The sequence below is a fragment of the Pseudomonas sp. S31 genome, from assembly GCF_016648105.1.
Lineage (GTDB): Bacteria > Pseudomonadota > Gammaproteobacteria > Pseudomonadales > Pseudomonadaceae > Aquipseudomonas.
Genome location: NZ_JACVVE010000002.1, coordinates 45,760 through 63,680, shown reverse-complemented (window position 1 = coordinate 63,680; position 17,921 = coordinate 45,760). Strand labels below are relative to the sequence as shown.

Here is a 17,921-nt window from a genome sequence, read left to right as displayed (position 1 = left end):
TATGCCTGCAGAATCACTTCTGCTCGAACATCACATAGATCTTGCGGCACGGCTCCAGCACCTCCCAGGTGCCCTTGAAACCGGCCGGGATGACGAAACGGTCACCGGCGCGCAACGTCTTGGCGTTACCTTCCTGGTCACGCAGCACCGAAACGCCCTGGACGATCTCGCAGTACTCGTGCTCGGTGTAGTTCACTGTCCATTGCCCCACGGCGCCTTCCCACACGCCGGCGGCGAACTGCGCGCAAGGGCTTGAGTAGTGGTTGTAGACGGCCTGGTCCGGCTCGCCCTTGAGGATTTTTTCTGCTGCAGGGCGGTAGCGTTCGACCTGGGTCTGGGCCTGGGCGAAATCGACGATGCTGGCAATGCTCATGGTGCGGCTCCTGTTATTGTTTAATAAAATGAACATCAGTAGGCTTTTGGGCCTTTCGTGTCAAATATATTGATAGTTTACACTGGCTGGTTTAGGGTAACGGTTGCCAGTGTGCGCTCGTCGCCCGGCCAGAATTCTGACAACGCCAGTGAGTCCTCAGTGCGGCGTTGCACCTAAACAAGAGGAGGAGTTTCGTATGACCACCCTGACTCGTGCGGACTGGGAACAACGTGCCCAGCAACTGAAGATCGAAGGTCGCGCCTTCATCAACGGCGAATACACCGATGCCGCATCCGGTGAAACCTTCGACTGCCTGAGCCCGGTCGACGGACGCTTCCTGGCCAAGGTCGCCAGCTGCGACCTGGCCGATGCCAACCGGGCCGTGGAAAACGCCCGCGCCACCTTCAACTCTGGCGCCTGGTCGCAGTTGGCCCCGGCCAAGCGCAAGGCCAAGCTGATCCGTTTCGCCGACCTGCTGCGCAAGAACGTCGAAGAGCTGGCGCTGCTCGAAACCCTGGACATGGGCAAGCCGATCGGCGACTCGTCCAGCATCGACATCCCAGGCGCGGCCAATGCCATCCACTGGACCGCCGAAGCCATCGACAAGGTCTACGACGAAGTCGCCCCGACCCCGCACGACCAGTTGGGCCTGGTTACCCGTGAGCCGGTCGGCGTGGTCGGTGCCATCGTACCGTGGAACTTCCCGCTGCTGATGGCCTGCTGGAAGCTCGGCCCGGCCCTGGCCACCGGCAACTCGGTGGTGCTCAAGCCCTCCGAGAAGTCGCCGCTGACCGCCATTCGCATCGCCCAGCTGGCCATCGAGGCCGGCATCCCGGCCGGCGTGCTGAACGTGCTGCCAGGTTACGGCCATACCGTGGGCAAGGCCCTGGCCCTGCACATGGATGTCGATACCCTGGTGTTCACCGGCTCGACCAAGATCGCCAAGCAGTTGATGGTCTACGCGGGCGAATCGAACATGAAGCGCATCTGGCTGGAAGCCGGCGGCAAGAGCCCGAACATCGTCTTCGCCGACGCTCCGGACCTGCAAGCCGCCGCCGAAGCCGCCGCCAGCGCCATCGCCTTCAACCAGGGCGAGGTCTGCACCGCAGGTTCGCGCCTGCTGGTCGAGCGCTCGATCAAGGACAAATTCCTGCCCATGGTGGTCGAGGCCCTCAAGGGCTGGAAGCCAGGCAACCCGCTGGACCCGCAGACCACCGTCGGCGCGCTGGTCGATACCCAGCAGATGAACACCGTGCTGTCGTACATCGACGCCGGTCACAAGGACGGCGCCAAGCTGCTGGCCGGTGGCAAGCGTACTCTCGAAGAGACCGGTGGCACCTACGTCGAGCCAACCATCTTCGACGGCGTGACCAATGCCATGAAGATCGCCCAGGAAGAGATCTTCGGCCCGGTACTGTCGGTGATCGCCTTCGACACCGCCGAAGAGGCCATCGCCATCGCCAACGACACCCCGTATGGCCTGGCTGCCGGCATCTGGACCTCGGACATCTCCAAGGCGCACAAGACCGCCCGCGCCGTGCGTGCCGGCAGCGTGTGGGTCAATCAGTACGACGGCGGCGACATGACCGCGCCGTTCGGTGGCTTCAAGCAGTCGGGCAACGGCCGTGACAAGTCGCTGCATGCGCTGGAGAAGTACACCGAGCTGAAGGCGACCTGGATCAAGCTGTAATCCAGCGGCCTTTTCGCGGGTAAACCCGCTCCTACAGGGACTGCACTGTTCCTGTAGGAGCGGGTTTACCCGCGAATGGGCCTAGGAAAATATTGGCCTGGGAGGCCGCTATGCGTTGGGGAACCTACTTTGCCGTATTGGCATCGGTGCTCAGTGTCGGGCTCGCGCTCGGGGTGAGCATGCCGTTGGTGTCCTTGCGCCTGGAAGGCTGGGGCTACGGCGGATTCGCCATTGGCGTGATGGCGGCGATGCCGGCGATCGGCGTGCTGCTCGGTGCCAGCCTGGCCAGCCGCCTGGCCGGCTGGGTCGGCGTACCCTCGGCGATGCGCCTGTGCCTGTGGGGCGGGGCGCTGTCGATTGGCTTGCTTGCATTGCTGCCGAGCTACCCGCTGTGGTTGGCGCTGCGGCTGCTGATCGGCATGTCGCTGACGGTGGTGTTCATCCTCGGTGAGAGCTGGATCAACCAGCTGGTGGTGGAGCAGTGGCGCGGCCGGCTGGTGGCCTTGTACGGCAGCAGCTACGCCTTGAGCCAGCTGGCCGGGCCGCTGGTGCTGGGCTTTCTCGGCTCTGACGACGACTTCGGTTTCTGGGCCGCCACCGCCTTGCTGCTGCTGGCGCCCTTGCTGCTGCTGGGCCGTGGTGGGGCACCGAGCACCGAAGCCTGCAGCGTGACCTTCGGCGACCTGTTCGGCTTCTGCCGGCGGCTGCCGGTGATCGCCTGGGCCATCGCCCTGTTCGCCGCGTTCGAGGCGATGATTCTTACCCTGCTGCCGGTGTACTGCCTGCAACAGGGCTTCAGCACCGAAATCGCGCTGTTCATGGTCAGTACCGTGGTGGTGGGGGACGCGGTGCTGCAACTGCCGATCGGCGCCCTGGCCGATCGCATGTCGCGGCGTACCCTGTTCACCGGCTGCGCAGTGGTATTGCTGGGTTCCAGCCTGGCGATCCCGCTGTTGCTGCAGACGCCGCTGATCTGGCCGTTGTGGGTGTTGTTCGGGGCCAGTGCGGGTGGGCTGTTCACCTTGTCGCTGGTGTTGATCGGCGAGCGCTATCGGGATGACGCGCTGGTGCGCGCCAATGCCCATGTGGCGCAGCTGTGGGGCATCGGCTGCCTGCTCGGGCCGCTGCTGGCCGGGGCTGGCAGTCAGTGGGTCAGCGGCCATGCATTGCTGTGGCTGATGGCGGCGGGGGCTGCGGGGTTGGTGTTGTTGACCCGGCGGCGCGGGGCGTTCGAGCCGGCGTCTGCCTGACGGATCTTGGGGCGCAAAGCGGCCCCAAGATCCCAGCTACAACATCTTCTCCAGGCCAACTGCCTTGCTGATCCAGGCATTGAATTGCCGCCACAGGCCGCCCGGCTCGGAGGTCAGCACGTGGCGATGGCCATCGTCCTCGGTCGCCCAGACCATCTGGTCATTCACCAGCTTCACCTCGTAGCTCAGCGCCGGCGCCATGCCTTGCAGCGCCAGCGCCCGGGTGTATTCGGCCAGTTCCGGGTTGTCTACCAGCACGCCGACCTCGGTGTTCCAGAGCAACGAGCGCGGGTCGAAGTTGAACGAGCCGATGAAGGTCTTCTGTCGATCGAAGACGATCGCCTTGCTGTGCAAGCTCGAATCGGAGCTGCCTCGCCAGCTCAGGCGTCCGGCGCTCGGGTCACCCGGCTGGCGGCGCAGCTCGTAGAGTTGTACGCCATGTTCGAGCAGGGCTCGGCGATAGGGCGCGTACCCGCCGTGCACCGCCGGCACGTCGGTGGCCTCCAGCGAGTTGGTCAGCAGTTTCACCGACGTGCCGCGGTCGGCGCGGCTGGTGAGGTACAGCAGCCCCGGTTCGCCCGGCACGAAGTAGGCCGATACCAGAATCAGCTCGCGGTGCACGTTGCTGAGGTCGGGGGCCAGTTGCTGGGCCAGCAGCAGGTTCGGGTCAGGTTCGTCCTTGGCCAGCACCTTGCTGGGTGCGTCCCACAGCGCCTGGCTGTGCGCCCAGATCAGCTCGTTGCGCCAGACGTCCAGACGCGGGCGCGACTGGTAGGCCATCAGCCGGTCGTACAGCTCCTTACGCTGGGTGCGCGCCTCGGCCAGGGAAACTTCCAGCCGGCGGCGGCTTTGATGCAGGTCGTCGGCGTCGGGCTGGTGCCAGAGAAACTCGCTGATCGGTCGGCTCAGGGCGCTGTTCCAGTACTGGTCGAAACTGTGCCCGAGCTGCTCGGCCACCGGCCCGACCCCCAGCAGGTCGATGTCGGTGAAGTTGAGGTTGGGTTCGGCGTCGAAGTATTCGTCGCCCAGGTTGCGCCCGCCGACGATGGCCATGCTGTTGTCCACCAGGAACAGCTTGTTGTGCATGCGCCGATGCTGCAGCGAGAGGTTGAACAGCCGCCCGGCCGCCCGCGTGACGCCGGTGCTGCGGCCCAGGTGCAGCGGGTTGAACAGGCGGATGTGGATGTTCGGGTGGGCGTCGAGGGTGCCGATGAGGGTATCGAGGCCATCGCTGGTGGTGTCGTCGAGCAGGATGCGCACTCGCACCCCGCGGTCGGCGGCGCGCAGTAACTCGTGCACCAGGGCGCGGGTGCTGAGGCCGTCGTGGACGATGTAGTACTGCAGGTCGATGCTGGCCTGGGCGTTGCGGATCAACTCGGCGCGGGCGCGGAATGCCTCGTTGCTGTTGGGCAGCAGGCGAAAGCCCGAACGGCCCTGGTAGGGCGCGGCCTGGCGCAATACCGAGCGGCCGAAGGCCGAGTCGTTGGCGGGCAGGGCCTGGCTGACCGTGCGCGGCCCATCTACGCTGGCGCAGCCGGCCAGGGCGAGCAGCAGGGCCAGCAGGAGGGGCAGAGCTCGCTGGAGTCTCAAGGGGCAATCGTCCTGTACGACAAGGGCTTGGAAGGTTGGACCGTGGAGGGCGGGGCAAAGTTACGCTTCGCTGGTGTCCTGCTCCAGTAGACGAAGGGCGGTTTCACCGACCTTGCGCACGGCGTCTTCGATCTGCGCGGTGGGCCGCGACGCGAAGTTCATGCGCAAGCAATGGCGGAACTTGCCCGAAGCCGAGAAGATGCTGCCCACCGCGACCTGCACGCCCTGCTCAAGTAAAGCGCGGTTCAGGCGCAGCGTGTCGAAATGTTCCGGTAACTCAACCCACAGCATGAAGCCGCCTTGGGGCCTGCTGACTCGGGTACCGGCGGGGAAGTAGCGGGTCACCCAGTCGCTCATCAGGTCGCGGCCACGCTGGTATTGGCTGCGCATGCGGCGTACGTGCGGCTGGTAGTGGCCGCCCTGGATGAAGTCGGCGATGGCCAGTTGTGGCTGGGTGGCGCTGCTGCCGGTGCTGATGTACTTCATGTGCAGTACGCGCTCCAGGTAGCGTCCTGGTGCCACCCAGCCTACGCGCAGGCCTGGGGCCAGGGTCTTGGAGAACGAGCTGCAGAGCAGCACGCGGCCATCGTCGTCGAATGAGTGCACGGTGCGCGGGCGTGGGTAGGTATAGGCCAGGTCGCCATACACATCGTCTTCGAGGATCGCCACGTCGAAGCGCTGGGCCAGGCTCAGCAGGGCCTTCTTACGGGCTTCGGGCATGATGTAGCCCAGCGGGTTGTTGCAGCTCGGGGTGATCTGGATGAGCTTGATCGGCCACTGTTCCAGCGCCAGCTCCAGCGCTTCGAGGCTGATGCCGGTGACCGGGTCAGTGGGGATCTCCAGCGCCTTCATGCCCAGGCCCTTGAGGGTTTGCATGGCGCCGTGGAAGCTTGGCGAGTCGACCGCGACGATGTCGCCTGGTTCGCACACTGCGCGGATGCTGCACGACAATGCCTCGTGGCAGCCGGTCGTCACCACCAGCTCGGCTGGGCCCACGCGGCTGCCTGCGTCGAGCATCAAGCGGGCGATCTGCTCGCGCAGGGCCTGGTTGCCGTGGATGTTGTCGTAGTACAGGCCAGGCATGTCCTGGCGCCGGCTGAGCTGGGCCAGGCTGCGCAGCAGCGGCTTGAGGCTGGGGCTGTCGATGTCGGGCATGCCGCGGCCAAGCTGGATCACGTCCCGGCGCGGGGTGCTGCGCACCAGTTCGAGCACCTGCTCCCATTGCGAGATGTCCACCGGGCGCTGGGCCGGGCGGCTGACGGCGGGCAGGGCGGGGAGGTGGCGGTGATCGCTGACGAAGTAGCCGGACTTGGGCCGTGGCGAGACCATGCCGCTGTCTTCGAGCATGCGGTAGGCCTGCTGCACGGTACTCAGGCTGACACCGTGCTCGACACTCAGGGCGCGCACCGAGGGCAGGCGCTGGCCGGGGCGATAGAGGCCCTGCTCGATGCGGGCGCCGAGCAGCTCGGCGAGGTTGAGATAGAGCGTCACGGCATACTCCTGCTTTATTCTGAGCTGAGGGCCAGTACAGTTAAGCTGAAAAACCGCCATTCAGCTGCTCTGCTGCCCATTCTGTATGCAGATAATAAGCCTGTATTGGATCTGTATTGAGGCCCCAGCCGGCGCGCATGCTTTCTTCACGGTATCAACTGAACGGGAGTGTGCAGTGATGGGTGGAATGAGCGATGTGCGCTTGCAGCTGTTGGCCAAGGAACTGGAAGCCGGGCAGCAGGACAAGGTTTCCAACGTGACCACAGGTTTCGGCCGCTGGGGGCTGATGCTGCATCGCTGGCAGACCCGCAGGGCCCTGTTGCAGCTGACCGATGACGCGCTACACGATGTCGGGTTGAGCCGGGAGCAGGCGCGGGTCGAAGGCCATAAGCCTTTCTGGAGGGGCTGATGCGATCGTTGTAGGAGCGGTGTCTTGCTTCAGGTCAGTTCTTTCAACCTATGCCAAAGCATGCCCAAGGCCAGCAGCGGCGAGCGCAGCAGCTTGCCGCCAGGGAAGGTGATGTGCGGCACCTTGGCGAACAGCTCGAAGCGCCCGCTTTCCTGCCCGCTGATGGCTTCGCCGAGCAGGCGCGCAGCCAGGTGCGTGGCGTTGAGCCCATGGCCCGAGTACGCCTGGGCATAATAGACGTTGGGCTGGCTGGCCAAGCGGCCGATCTGCGGCAGGCGGTTGGCGCCGATGCCGATCATGCCACCCCACTGGTAATCGATGCGCACGTCAGCCAGTTGCGGGAACACCTTGAGCATCTTCGGCCGCATGTAGCTGGCGATGTCCTTGGGATCACGGCCCGAGTAATGGCAGGCACCGCCGAACAGCAAGCGGTGATCGGCGGACAGGCGATAGTAGTCCAGGGCCACGCGCTGGTCGCACACCGCCATGTTCTGCGGCAGCAACTGGCGCGCGCGTTCTTCGCCTAGCGGCTCGGTGGCGATGATGTAGCTACCGGCCGGCAGCACCTTGCCGCCGAGTTCGGGGTTGAGGTCGTTGAGGTAGGCGTTGCAGCACAGCACCAGGGTCTTGGCGCGCACCTGGCCCTGGGCGGTGTGCACCTTCACTTCAGGGCCGTAGTCGATGCGGGTGACCTCGGACTGCTCGAACAGCTTCACGCCCAGGCGGCTGGCCACCGCCGCTTCGCCCAAGGCCAGGTTGAGCGGGTGCAGGTGGCCCGAGCCCATGTCGATCAGGCCGCCGACATAGCGGTCGGAGCCGACCACGCTGTGGATATCGTCCTGGCCGACCAGGCGCACCTCGTGGCGGTAGCCGAGGTTGCGCAGCGCTTCGGCGTCATCGGCGAAGCCTTGCAGTTCGGCGGGCTTGTTGGCCAGGTCGCAATAGCCCCAGGTCAGGTCGCAGGCGATGGCGTGGCGCTCGACCCGCTCGCGGACGATTTCCACGGCCTCCAGGCCCATCAGCTGCAGGCTGTGTACGCCTTGCTCGCCGATCACCGGAAGGAACTGCTCCAGGCCGTGGCCAACGCCCCGGATCAGTTGCCCGCCATTGCGCCCGCTGGCGCCCCATCCCAGCTTGCGGGCTTCCAGGAGGATCACCGAGAAGCCGCGTTCGGCCAGTTCGATGGCGGTGTTCAGACCTGAATAGCCGCCACCCACGATGCACACGTCGGCGCTGTGCTCGCCCTGCAGGAAGGAGTGGTCGGGGTGTGGCGCGCTGCTGGCGGCGTAGTAGGAGGCGGCGTGCTGCGCGCTGTGGGTCATGGGGCGGGCCTGCTGGCTGTGGGCTGAGGGAAAGAGGATAAGCCGGGGTTGGGAGAGCGGCAACCGGCGAGGGCTGCGCCCTCGTTCGCGGGTAAACCCGCTCCTACAGGATCACGGTCAGCTCTGCCATTGCGAGGTTGCTGTAGGAGCGGGTTTACCCGCGAATGAGCCTATAATTCAGCCAAATTCCCAGCTCTGTACCCCGCCATGTCCTGCAACCGCCACAAGATCCATTTCCTGCGCGAGCTCATCCCGACCTTCGAATGCGTACCCGGCTGCCATGACTGCTGCGGACCGGTCACCACCTCGGCCGAGGAAATGGCGCGCCTGCCTCGCAAGACCCAGGCCCAGCAGGACGCCGCCCTGGCGCACCTGGACTGCGTGCACCTGGGGCCCGACGGCTGCACGGTGTATGAAGAGCGGCCGATGATCTGCCGCCTGTTCGGCACCACGCCGCGCATGGCCTGCCCGCGTGGCCGGGGCCCGGAGCAGCCGATCGAGCCCGAGGCCGAACAGCTGGTGCACCAGTTCATCGCCAGCACCCGGCAAGTGCTGGTCTAGTTCAGTCCGGAATCGGCAGGCAGAGGCTCTCCTTCACCTCTTCCATCACGATATAGCTCTTCGACTCACGCACGTGCGGCAGCTTCAGCAGGATGTCGCCGAGCAACTTGCGGTACGAGGCCATCTCCGAAATACGCGCCTTCACCAGGTAGTCGAAATCGCCCGACACCAGGTGGCATTCCAGCACGTGGGGCAGCTTGAGCACCGCGCGGCGGAACTCCTCGAAGGTATCGCCCGACTTGTAGTCCAGGCTGATCTCGACGAACACCAGCAAGCTGCCTTTCAGGTGCTGCGGATTGAGCCGGGCGTTGTAGCCCATGATGATGCCCTCGCGCTCCAGGCGGCGCACGCGCTCGGTGCAAGGGGTGGTGGACAGCCCGACTTTCTCGCCCAGTTCGGTGAAGGAAATACGCCCGTCATCCTGCAGGATTCGCAGGATGTTGCGGTCGATCTTGTCCAGTTCACGCTTGCTCTGGTGCTGGGTTCTCATAGGGGATGCCCCTCCGTGAAAGGCGATTTTGCCGAGAATTCTCGCCAATAATAGGCTTTTATATAGTGAATTGCACTGGTCTCAACTTTTTATACTGCGCCCATCCATGCCATTTCAACAAAAGTGCGGTGCGACCGCGTGCGAGGGATGAACGATGCGAGTTCTGGTATTAGGTAGCGGTGTGATCGGTACCGCCAGTGCCTACTATCTGGCGCGACAAGGTTTCGAAGTCACGGTGGTCGACCGCCAGCCGGCCGTGGCCATGGAAACCAGCTTTGCCAATGCCGGCCAGATCTCGCCCGGCTATGCCTCGCCCTGGGCTGCCCCTGGCGTGCCGCTCAAGGCCATCAAGTGGCTGCTCGAGCGCCACGCGCCCCTGGCCATCAAGCTCACCGGCGACGTCGACCAGTACCTGTGGATGGCGCAGATGCTGCGCAACTGCACCGCCAGCCGCTACGCGGTGAACAAGGAGCGCATGGTGCGTCTGTCCGAGTACAGCCGTGACTGCCTCGACGAACTGCGCCGCGAAACCGGCATCGCCTACGAAAGCCGCACCCTGGGCACCACCCAGCTGTTCCGTACCCAGGCCCAGCTCGATGCCGCAGCCAAGGACATCGCCGTGCTCGAACAGTCCGGGGTGCCCTACGAGCTGCTCGATCGCGACGGCATCGCCCGTGTCGAGCCGGCCCTGGCCGGGGTCAAGGACATCCTCGCCGGTGCCCTGCGCCTGCCCAACGACCAGACCGGCGACTGCCAGATGTTCACCACCAAGCTGGCCGACATGGCCGTCAAGCTGGGTGTCGAGTTCCGCTTCGGCCAGGACATCCAGCGCCTGGACTTCGCTGGTGACCGCATCAATGGCGTGTGGATCGACGGCAAGCTGGAAACCGCCGACCGCTACGTGCTGGCGTTGGGCAGCTATTCGCCGCAGATGCTCAAGCCGCTGGGCATCCGCGCGCCGGTCTACCCGCTGAAGGGTTATTCGTTGACCGTGCCGATCACCAACGCTGACATGGCGCCAACCTCGACCATTCTCGACGAAACCTACAAGGTGGCCATCACCCGTTTCGACAACCGCATTCGCGTTGGCGGCATGGCGGAGATCGCCGGCTTCGACCTTTCGCTGAACCCGCGTCGGCGCGAAACGCTGGAGATGATCGTCAACGACCTTTATCCTCGCGGCGGCGATCTGAGCCAGGCCAGTTTCTGGACCGGCCTACGCCCGGCTACCCCGGATGGCACGCCGATCGTGGGCGCCACTGCGTTCCGCAATCTGTTCCTCAACACCGGGCATGGGACGCTGGGGTGGACCATGGCCTGCGGCTCCGGTCGTTTGCTGGCCGACCTGATCGCGCGCAAGAAGCCGCAGATCAGCGCCGAAGGCCTGGACATTTCGCGGTATGGCAATACTCGGGAAGTGGCCAAGCACGGGCGGACCGAGCCTGCCCATCAGCAATAAGGTCGCCTGTACCGGCCTCTTCGCGGCTAAAGCCGCTCCTACAGGAATTGCACGAACCTGTAGGAGCGGCTTTAGCCGCGAAGAATCCAACACCGATTTCAACCTGAACCACCATAAGGCAGCCCGCCATGCGCCCCGCCCGCGCCCTGATCGATCTCCAAGCCCTCCGTCACAACTATCGCCTGGCCCGTGAATTGTCCGGCGCCAAGGCGCTCGCCGTGGTCAAGGCCGATGCCTACGGCCATGGCGCCGTGCGCTGCGCCCTGGCCCTCGAACCCGAGGCCGACGGCTTTGCCGTGGCCTGCATCGAGGAAGCGCTGGAGCTGCGCGCTGCCGGTATCAAGGCCCCGGTATTGCTGCTCGAAGGCTTCTTCGAGGCCAGCGAGCTGGCGCTGATTGCCGAGCATGACCTGTGGTGCGTGGTGCATTCGCTGTGGCAGCTCGAGGCCATCGAAACCACCGCCGTACACAAGCCGCTCACCGTCTGGCTCAAGCTCGACACCGGCATGCATCGGGTCGGCCTGCACCCCAAGGACTACCACGACGCCTACCGGCGCCTGCTCGCCAGCGGCAAGGTCGCGCGCATCGTGCTGATGAGCCACTTCGCCCGGGCCGACGAGCCGGACGCCGATGCCACCGCGCAACAGATCGCCGTGTTCCAGGCCGCGCGTGAAGGCCTCAGTGCCGAGTGCAGCCTGCGCAATTCGCCAGGTGTGCTGGCCTGGCCCCAGGCTCCCAGCGACTGGGTGCGGCCGGGCATCATGCTGTACGGCGCCACACCGTTCGAGCAGCCGCAGGCCCAGGCCGCGCGCCTGCAGCCGGTGATGACCCTGCAATCGCGGGTGATCAGCGTCCGTGAGTTGCCGGCCGGTGAGCCGGTGGGCTACGGCGCCAAGTTCATCGGCCAGCGCCCGACCCGCGTCGGCGTGGTCGCCATGGGCTACGCCGACGGCTATCCGCGCCATGCTCCCAGCGGCACCCCAGTGGTGGTCGCCGGCAAGCGCGCCGAGCTGATTGGCCGGGTATCGATGGACATGCTCTGCATCGACCTTACCGACGTGCCCGAGGCCACTGTCGGCAGCCCGGTCGAGCTGTGGGGCAAGCAGGTGCTGGCCAGCGACGTGGCCCAGCGCGCCGGCAGCATCCCCTACCAGATCTTCTGCAACCTCAAGCGGGTGCCGTTGGATTATTACGGCGAATGAGCCGCTGAACCGGACAGGTTGAGGCGTGGTGTGTTGTAAATACTGAACGGCGTTGCCATGATATCGTTCACATCCACCCGCCCACCCCACCGATTCAGGAGGCTCCAGCTTTGGACGTCGGCGAACGACTGCAAGCCATCCGCAAGCTCAAGGGCCTGTCCCAGCGTGAGCTGGCCAAGCGTGCGGGTGTCACCAACAGCACCATCTCGATGATCGAGAAAAACAGCGTGAGCCCATCGATCAGCTCGCTGCGCAAGGTGCTGAGCGGCATTCCCATGTCCATGGTCGAATTCTTTTCGGTGGAGCTGGAAGCAGAAAGCCCCGCGCAGATCGTCTACAAGGCCCACGAGCTGATCGATATCTCCGACGGCGCGGTGACCATGAAGCTGGTCGGCAAATCACACCCCAACCGTGCCATCGCCTTTCTCACCGAGGTCTACCCACCGGGGGCGGACACCGGTGAAGAGATGCTCACCCACGATGGTGAAGAAACCGGCATCCTGCTCGAAGGCCGCCTGGAGCTGGTGGTCGGTAGCGAGACCTTCATCCTCGAGGAAGGCGACAGCTACTACTTCGAAAGTACCCGCCCGCACCGCTTTCGCAACCCGTTCGGCGAGCCGGCGCGGTTGATCAGTGCGGCCACGCCCTCGAACTTTTGATCCAGCGCAGTGCATTGAATCGGCAATACCCCTTTCGCTTGTAGGGTCGTTTCCACGGCTTCCGGGTTCCCGCTATACTTTTCAACGCTCGCTTTACCGTGGCCGCGGGCGTGATTAGCCACCATGAGGGTGTACGCGTGAACCAAATCAAGAAGATGCTGGCCGTACCAGCAGCTGTTTTCGCCCTCTGGGCAATGAGTGCAACCGCCGCAACCAACGATGACCTCGCCAAGCGCCTCGAGCCTGTGGGCCAGGTGTGCGTGCAGGGCCAGGAGTGCAAGGGCATGGAGGTCGCCGCCAGCGCGGGTGGAGGCGCTGCCAAGACCCCCGACGACATCATTGCCAAGCATTGCAACGCCTGCCATGGCACGGGCTTGCTGGGTGCGCCGAAGATCGGCGACACAGCGGCCTGGAAGGAGCGCGCCGATCACCAGGGCGGCCTCGATGGCATCCTCGCCAAGGCCATTACCGGTTTGAACGCCATGCCGCCGAAGGGCACTTGTGCGGATTGCTCGGATGACGACCTTAAAGGGGCGATCAAGAAGATGTCCGGACTCTGAGCCAGTAGATGAATTGCATGAGGCCCGCCATCGTTGGCGGGCTTTGTTTTTTGGGTTGCCTGTGGCGGCCCTTTCGCGGGTAAACCCGCTCCTACAGGGTCATCACAACCTCTGTAGGAGCGGGTTTACCCGCGAATAGGCCGGAACAGGCAACCAACTAGTCCAACCCTCTGTCAAACCCCTGACCCCCACGGATTCAGGAGGCCCCGATGCACCTCTGCTCCCTCGACCAGGCCGTCGAGCAGGTCCTGGCACGCCTGCCAGCCCACATCCACATGGGCCTGCCCCTGGGCCTGGGCAAACCCAACGCCTTCGTCAACGCGCTCTACGCCCGGGTGCGGGATTTGCCTGAACGTCGGCTGACGATCTACACCGCCTTGTCCCTAGGCCGCCCGCCGTTGGGCGATGGCCTGCAACGGCGTTTCCTCGAACCCTTCGTCGAGCGGGTGTTCGCCGATTACGAAGAGCTCGAATACCTCCAGGACCTGCGCAACGACGCGTTGCCGTCCAACATCCGCGTCGAGCAATTCTTCATGCAGCCCGGCAGCTTGCTGCACAGCGAGGCCGCGCAGCAGGACTACGTCAGCAGCAACTACAGCCACGCCGCGCGTGACATCAACGCCAAGGGCCTGAACCTGATCGCCCAGCTGGTGGCCGCGACACCGGAGAAGCCCGTGCAGCTGAGCCTCGCCTGCAACCCCGACATCACCCTCGACCTGCTGCCGATGATCGCCAAGCGCCGCGCCGCCGGCGAAACCATCCTCATGCTCGGCCAGGTCCATGCCGAGTTGCCGTACATGCCGGGCGACGCCGAGCTGGGCATCGAAGCCTTCGACCTGCTGATCGACGAAGCCGAGCAGCGCCGGCTGTTCCCCACGCCGAACATGCCGGTCACCCTCCAGGACCACTGCATCGGCCTGTATGCCAGTGCCCTGGTGCGTGATGGCGGTACCTTGCAGGTCGGCATCGGTGCCATGGGCGATGCGCTGGCGGCGGCGCTGCTGGCGCGCGAACGCGACAACGCCAGCTACCAGGCCCTGCTCGCGGCATTGGACATCGCGCCCTGGCAGCGGCTGATCGAGCGCGAAGGGGGCCTGGATAGCTTTGCCGAAGGTCTCTATGGCTGCAGCGAAATGTTCGTCAACGGCCTGCTGGCGCTGGCCGAGGCTGGCGTGGTGCGGCGCCCGGCGGACGAGCAGGGTGCCCTGGTGCATGGTGGGTTCTTCCTGGGCCCGCAGGCGTTCTATCGGCAGTTGCGGGAGATGCCGCTGGAGCAACGGGCGCGCTTTGCCATGACCCGGATCAGCTTCATCAACGAGCTGTACGGCAACGAAGACCTCAAGCGCCGCCAGCGGCGTGACGCCCGCTTCGTCAACACGGTGTTCGGCATGACCCTGCTCGGCGCCGGGGTGGCCGACCAGCTGGAAGATGGGCGGGTGCTCAGTGGTGTGGGCGGGCAGTACAACTTCGTCGCCCAGGGCCACGCATTGGAGGGTGGGCGTTCGATCCTGCTGCTGCGCAGCTGGCGCGAGTCAGGCGGCGAGGTGACCTCCAACCTGTACTGGCAGTATGGCCATTGCACCATTCCCCGGCACCTGCGCGATATCGTGGTGACCGAGTACGGCATTGCAGACTTGCGCGGGCAGACCGACAGCGAGGTGATTGCACGGTTGTTGGCGATCGCCGATTCGCGGTTTCAGGGCGAGCTGATGGAGCAGGCCAAGCGTGCGGGCAAGTTGCCCGGGGATTTCGCGCTGGATGCGCGGTTCACCGACAATACGCCCGAACGGCTGGAGGCCATCCAGGCGCGGCATGCGCGGTTGTTCCCGGAGTACCCGCTGGGGACTGATTTCACGGCGCAGGAGCAGGACCTGCTGCGTGCGTTGAACTGGTTGAAGAGCAAGTTCAAGCTGAGCGAGGTGCTGGAGCTGGGCAAGGCGACGCTGGAGGCGCCGGGGCCGGAGGGGTATGAAGCGCACCTGGCGCGGATGGGGCTGGAGAGTCCGCAGGGGCTCAAAGAAGAGCTGTACCAGCGGTTGTTGCTGGCGGGGTTGGCGGCGACCTGAAGATTGCCGGGGGCTGCTTTGCAGCCCATCCGGCCGGATGGGCCGCAAAGCGGCCCCAGAGCATCACTCGATGAAACTGACCACACCACCTTCCAGCGACTTCACCCGGGCCAGCGATTCGACGCGGTAGCCCTGGCTGTCCAGTTCGGCACGGCCGCCCTGGAACGACTTCTCGATGACGATGCCCAGGCCAGCCACGGTGGCGCCGGCCTGCTTGATGATCGAGATCAGTGCCTGCGACGCCTTGCCGTTGGCCAGGAAGTCGTCGATCACCAGCACGCGGTCGCTGCTGTTGAGGTGGCGCGGCGAGATGGCCACGGTGTTCTCGGTCTGCTTGGTGAAGGAATACACCGTGGCAGTCAGCAGGTTCTCGGTCAGGGTCAGCGACTGGTGCTTGCGGGCGAAGATCACCGGCACGCCCAGCTTCAGGCCGGTCATCACCGCCGGGGCGATGCCCGATGCTTCGATGGTGACGATCTTGGTCACGCCGGCATCGGCGAACAGGCGGGCGAACTCGTCACCGATCTTCTGCATCAGCGCCGGGTCGATCTGGTGGTTGAGAAACGCGTCGACTTTGAGAACCTGGTCGGAAAGCACGATGCCTTCTTCGCGAATCTTCTGATGCAGTGCTTCCACTTTGTATTCCTCGATGTAGCAAAGGTGGCCGCAAATAGCGGCAAAGTTAAAGAGTAATATTTGATCAGCGTTTGAGCATTGCCCGGATATCGGCCAGCGCGTTGTTGCCGCGCGCGGCTTTTACCTCCACCGGTGCATCGTCCAGGCCTTCCCAGGCCAGGTCGTCCGGCGGCAGTTCGTCGAGGAACCGGCTGGGCGTGCAATCGATGATCTCGCCGTACTGCTTGCGCTTGGCGGCGTAGGTGAAGGCCAGGGTCTGGCGTGCGCGGGTGATGCCCACGTAGGCCAGGCGGCGCTCCTCCTCGATGGTGTCGGCCTCGATGCTGGAGCGGTGGGGGAGGATTTCCTCCTCCATGCCCATGATGAACACGTAAGGGAATTCCAGGCCCTTGGAGGCGTGCAGGGTCATCATCTGCACACCCTCGGCGTTCTCTTCCTCTTCCTGCTGGCGCTCGAGCATGTCGCGCAGCACCAGCTTGCCGATGGCGTCCTCGATGGTCATGTCACCCTCTTCGTCCTTCTCGAGGGTGTTCTTCAGCGCTTCGACCAGGAACCAGACGTTGCTGATGCGGAACTCCGCCGCCTTGTCGCTGGCGGTCTGCTGGCGGATCCAGTTCTCGTAGTCGATGTCGCGAATCATCTCGTGCAGCGCGGCGATCGGGTCTTCCAGGGCGACCTTGTGGCGTACCCCGTCCAGCCAGTGCTTGAAGCGCTGCAGACGCTCGGTGTAGCGCGCGTCCAGATGCTCGCCAAGGCCCAGCTCCTCGCTGGCGGCGTACATCGAGACCTTGCGCTCGGTGGCATAGTTGCCGAGCTTTTCCAGGGTGGTCGAGCCGATTTCCCGGCGCGGCACGTTGATCACCCGCAGGTAGGCGTTGTCGTCGTCCGGGTTCACCAGCAGGCGCAGGTAGGCCATCAGGTCCTTGACCTCCTGGCGGCCGAAGAAGCTGTTGCCGCCCGACAGGCGATAAGGCACTTGGTGGTGCTGCAGCTTCAGTTCGATCAGCTTGGCCTGGTAGTTGCCGCGGTAGAGGATGGCGAAGTCGCTGTACGGGCGATTGGTGCGCAGGTGCAAGGTGAGGATTTCCATGGCCACGCGTTCGGCCTCGGCTTCCTCGTTCTTGCAACGGATCACGCGGATCTCGTCGCCAACGCCCATCTCGCTCCACAGTTCCTTCTCGAAGGCGTGCGGGTTGTTGGCGATCAGCACGTTGGCGCAGCGCAGGATGCGGCTGGTGGATCGATAGTTCTGTTCGAGCATGACGATCTTCAGGGAGGGGTAGTCCTCCTTGAGCAGCATCAGGTTCTCTGGGCGCGCGCCACGCCAGGCGTAGATCGACTGGTCGTCGTCGCCGACCACGGTGAACTGGTTGCGCATGCCGATCAGCATCTTCACCAGCAGGTACTGGCTGGCGTTGGTGTCCTGGTATTCGTCCACCAGCAGGTAGCGCACGCGGTTCTGCCAGCGTTCGAGCACGTCGGTGTGCTCCTGGAACAGCTTGACCGGCAGCAGGATCAGGTCGTCGAAGTCCACCGCGTTGAACGCCTTGAGCGTGCGCTGGTAGTGGGTATAGACGATGGCGGCGGTCTGCTCGCGCGGGTTGCGCGCAGCTTCCAGGGCTTCGGCGGGCAGGATCAGGTCGTTCTTCCAGGCACCGATCATGTTCTTGATCTCGTCGATGCCGTCGTCGCCGGAATATTCCTTCTGCATGATGTCCGACAGCAACGCCTTGATGTCGGATTCGTCGAAGATCGAGAAGCCCGGCTTGTAGCCCAGGCGCTCGTGCTCCTTGCGGATGATGTTCAGGCCCAGGTTGTGGAAGGTGCACACCGTCAGGCCACGGCCTTCCCCCGGACGCAGCAGGGTGGCGACCCGCTCTTTCATTTCGCGCGCGGCCTTGTTGGTGAAGGTCATCGCGACGATGTACTGGGCACGGATGCCGCAGTTCTGGATGAGGTGGGCAATCTTGCGCGTGATCACGCTGGTCTTGCCCGAGCCAGCACCGGCGAGCACCAAAAGAGGGCCGCCGACGTAGTCACGGGCTTCCTGCTGCCGGGGATTGAGTCGGGACATGCTAGAAACCGGGGGTCGCCAGAAAATAGCCGCGCATTCTAACAGGCATGGGACGGTTATGGCGCGACCGTCTGACGCGTGAGTCAGAC

General features: G+C 64.6%; 16 protein-coding genes. 9 read left to right on the top strand and 7 right to left on the bottom strand.

All coding sequences use genetic code 11. The annotated features are described in order from the left end of the window. Positions 1–13: 13 nt before the first annotated feature. Positions 14–373 (bottom strand): cupin domain-containing protein, encoded by a 360-nt coding sequence (locus tag IAE37_RS02635; protein ID WP_201168747.1) that lies wholly within the window; start codon positions 371–373, stop codon positions 14–16. 196 nt (positions 374–569) lie between these two features. Between IAE37_RS02635 and IAE37_RS02630 the strand changes: the two genes are divergently transcribed. Continuing rightward, on the top strand, positions 570–2,063 hold the full coding sequence (locus IAE37_RS02630; protein WP_201168744.1) for an aldehyde dehydrogenase: 1,494 nt from the start codon (positions 570–572) through the stop codon (positions 2,061–2,063). A gap of 110 nt (positions 2,064–2,173) precedes the next feature. Beyond that, a complete protein-coding gene (locus tag IAE37_RS02625; protein WP_201168741.1) occupies positions 2,174–3,313 on the top strand; it encodes an MFS transporter in 1,140 nt (379 codons plus the stop codon). 36 nt (positions 3,314–3,349) lie between these two features. Here IAE37_RS02625 and IAE37_RS02620 read toward each other — a convergent pair whose 3' ends face one another. Together IAE37_RS02620 and IAE37_RS02615 are read right to left on the bottom strand one after the other, a co-directional pair. Next, positions 3,350–4,903: a phospholipase D family protein gene (locus IAE37_RS02620; RefSeq protein WP_201168738.1), complete on the bottom strand. Its 1,554-nt coding sequence runs from the start codon at positions 4,901–4,903 to the stop codon at positions 3,350–3,352. A gap of 60 nt (positions 4,904–4,963) precedes the next feature. After that, positions 4,964–6,394 carry an aminotransferase-like domain-containing protein gene (locus IAE37_RS02615; protein ID WP_201168735.1) on the bottom strand — a complete coding sequence of 477 codons (1,431 nt, stop codon included), beginning with the start codon at positions 6,392–6,394 and terminating at the stop codon, positions 4,964–4,966. 178 nt (positions 6,395–6,572) lie between these two features. Between IAE37_RS02615 and IAE37_RS02610 the strand changes: the two genes are divergently transcribed. Further along, a complete protein-coding gene (locus IAE37_RS02610) occupies positions 6,573–6,803 on the top strand; it encodes a DUF1127 domain-containing protein (RefSeq protein ID WP_201168730.1) in 231 nt (76 codons plus the stop codon). A gap of 29 nt (positions 6,804–6,832) precedes the next feature. Here IAE37_RS02610 and IAE37_RS02605 read toward each other — a convergent pair whose 3' ends face one another. Then, on the bottom strand, positions 6,833–8,125 hold the full coding sequence (locus IAE37_RS02605; RefSeq protein WP_201168727.1) for an NAD(P)/FAD-dependent oxidoreductase: 1,293 nt from the start codon (positions 8,123–8,125) through the stop codon (positions 6,833–6,835). Between the two features lie 207 nt (positions 8,126–8,332). On the opposite strand from IAE37_RS02605, the gene IAE37_RS02600 reads away from it, so the two are divergent. After that, positions 8,333–8,686 (top strand): YkgJ family cysteine cluster protein, encoded by a 354-nt coding sequence (locus IAE37_RS02600; RefSeq protein WP_201168723.1) that lies wholly within the window; start codon positions 8,333–8,335, stop codon positions 8,684–8,686. 1 nt (position 8,687) lies between these two features. On the opposite strand, the gene dadR is transcribed toward IAE37_RS02600, so the two are convergent. Further along, positions 8,688–9,176 (bottom strand): transcriptional regulator DadR, encoded by a 489-nt coding sequence (gene dadR / locus IAE37_RS02595; RefSeq protein WP_201168721.1) that lies wholly within the window; start codon positions 9,174–9,176, stop codon positions 8,688–8,690. A gap of 154 nt (positions 9,177–9,330) precedes the next feature. Here dadR and dadA point away from each other — a divergent pair, with 154 nt between their 5' ends. The 5 genes from dadA (at position 9,331) to IAE37_RS02570 (ending at position 15,122) form a co-directional block, all read left to right on the top strand. Next, on the top strand, positions 9,331–10,635 hold the full coding sequence (gene dadA / locus IAE37_RS02590; protein WP_201168718.1) for a D-amino acid dehydrogenase: 1,305 nt from the start codon (positions 9,331–9,333) through the stop codon (positions 10,633–10,635). A gap of 128 nt (positions 10,636–10,763) precedes the next feature. Continuing rightward, positions 10,764–11,837, top strand: coding sequence for an alanine racemase (gene alr, locus IAE37_RS02585; protein WP_201168715.1), 1,074 nt, complete (start codon positions 10,764–10,766; stop codon positions 11,835–11,837). A gap of 110 nt (positions 11,838–11,947) precedes the next feature. After that, complete coding sequence (locus IAE37_RS02580) at positions 11,948–12,496, top strand: cupin domain-containing protein (RefSeq protein WP_201168712.1); 549 nt, start codon at positions 11,948–11,950, stop codon at positions 12,494–12,496. A gap of 155 nt (positions 12,497–12,651) precedes the next feature. Then, entirely contained in the window at positions 12,652–13,056 is a 405-nt protein-coding gene (locus tag IAE37_RS02575; protein WP_201169397.1) for a c-type cytochrome, read from the top strand. A 209-nt stretch (positions 13,057–13,265) separates the two neighbouring features. After that, positions 13,266–15,122, top strand: coding sequence for an acetyl-CoA hydrolase/transferase family protein (locus IAE37_RS02570; RefSeq protein WP_201168709.1), 1,857 nt, complete (start codon positions 13,266–13,268; stop codon positions 15,120–15,122). Positions 15,123–15,185: 63 nt separating this feature from the next. Here the strand turns inward: IAE37_RS02570 and IAE37_RS02565 are convergent, their stop codons facing one another. Both IAE37_RS02565 and rep read right to left on the bottom strand, forming a co-directional pair. Next, a complete protein-coding gene (locus IAE37_RS02565; RefSeq protein WP_201168706.1) occupies positions 15,186–15,758 on the bottom strand; it encodes a xanthine phosphoribosyltransferase in 573 nt (190 codons plus the stop codon). A gap of 64 nt (positions 15,759–15,822) precedes the next feature. Next, the gene (rep, locus tag IAE37_RS02560) at positions 15,823–17,832 is read right to left on the bottom strand and encodes a DNA helicase Rep (protein ID WP_201168703.1); all 2,010 of its coding nucleotides are present in this window, start codon (positions 17,830–17,832) and stop codon (positions 15,823–15,825) included. Positions 17,833–17,921: the final 89 nt, after the last annotated feature.

What these genes read in the sequence shown, in the direction of transcription:
- IAE37_RS02635 (WP_201168747.1), bottom strand. Translation starts at nt 373, where the DNA reads ATGAGCATTGCCAGCATCGTCGATTTCGCCCAGGCCCAGACCCAGGTC.
- IAE37_RS02630 (WP_201168744.1), top strand. Translation starts at nt 570, where the DNA reads ATGACCACCCTGACTCGTGCGGACTGGGAACAACGTGCCCAGCAACTG.
- IAE37_RS02625 (WP_201168741.1), top strand. Translation starts at nt 2,174, where the DNA reads ATGCGTTGGGGAACCTACTTTGCCGTATTGGCATCGGTGCTCAGTGTC.
- IAE37_RS02610 (WP_201168730.1), top strand. Translation starts at nt 6,573, where the DNA reads ATGGGTGGAATGAGCGATGTGCGCTTGCAGCTGTTGGCCAAGGAACTG.
- IAE37_RS02605 (WP_201168727.1), bottom strand. Translation starts at nt 8,125, where the DNA reads ATGACCCACAGCGCGCAGCACGCCGCCTCCTACTACGCCGCCAGCAGC.
- IAE37_RS02600 (WP_201168723.1), top strand. Translation starts at nt 8,333, where the DNA reads ATGTCCTGCAACCGCCACAAGATCCATTTCCTGCGCGAGCTCATCCCG.
- dadR (WP_201168721.1), bottom strand. Translation starts at nt 9,176, where the DNA reads ATGAGAACCCAGCACCAGAGCAAGCGTGAACTGGACAAGATCGACCGC.
- dadA (WP_201168718.1), top strand. Translation starts at nt 9,331, where the DNA reads ATGCGAGTTCTGGTATTAGGTAGCGGTGTGATCGGTACCGCCAGTGCC.
- alr (WP_201168715.1), top strand. Translation starts at nt 10,764, where the DNA reads ATGCGCCCCGCCCGCGCCCTGATCGATCTCCAAGCCCTCCGTCACAAC.
- IAE37_RS02575 (WP_201169397.1), top strand. Translation starts at nt 12,652, where the DNA reads ATGCTGGCCGTACCAGCAGCTGTTTTCGCCCTCTGGGCAATGAGTGCA.
- IAE37_RS02570 (WP_201168709.1), top strand. Translation starts at nt 13,266, where the DNA reads ATGCACCTCTGCTCCCTCGACCAGGCCGTCGAGCAGGTCCTGGCACGC.
- rep (WP_201168703.1), bottom strand. Translation starts at nt 17,832, where the DNA reads ATGTCCCGACTCAATCCCCGGCAGCAGGAAGCCCGTGACTACGTCGGC.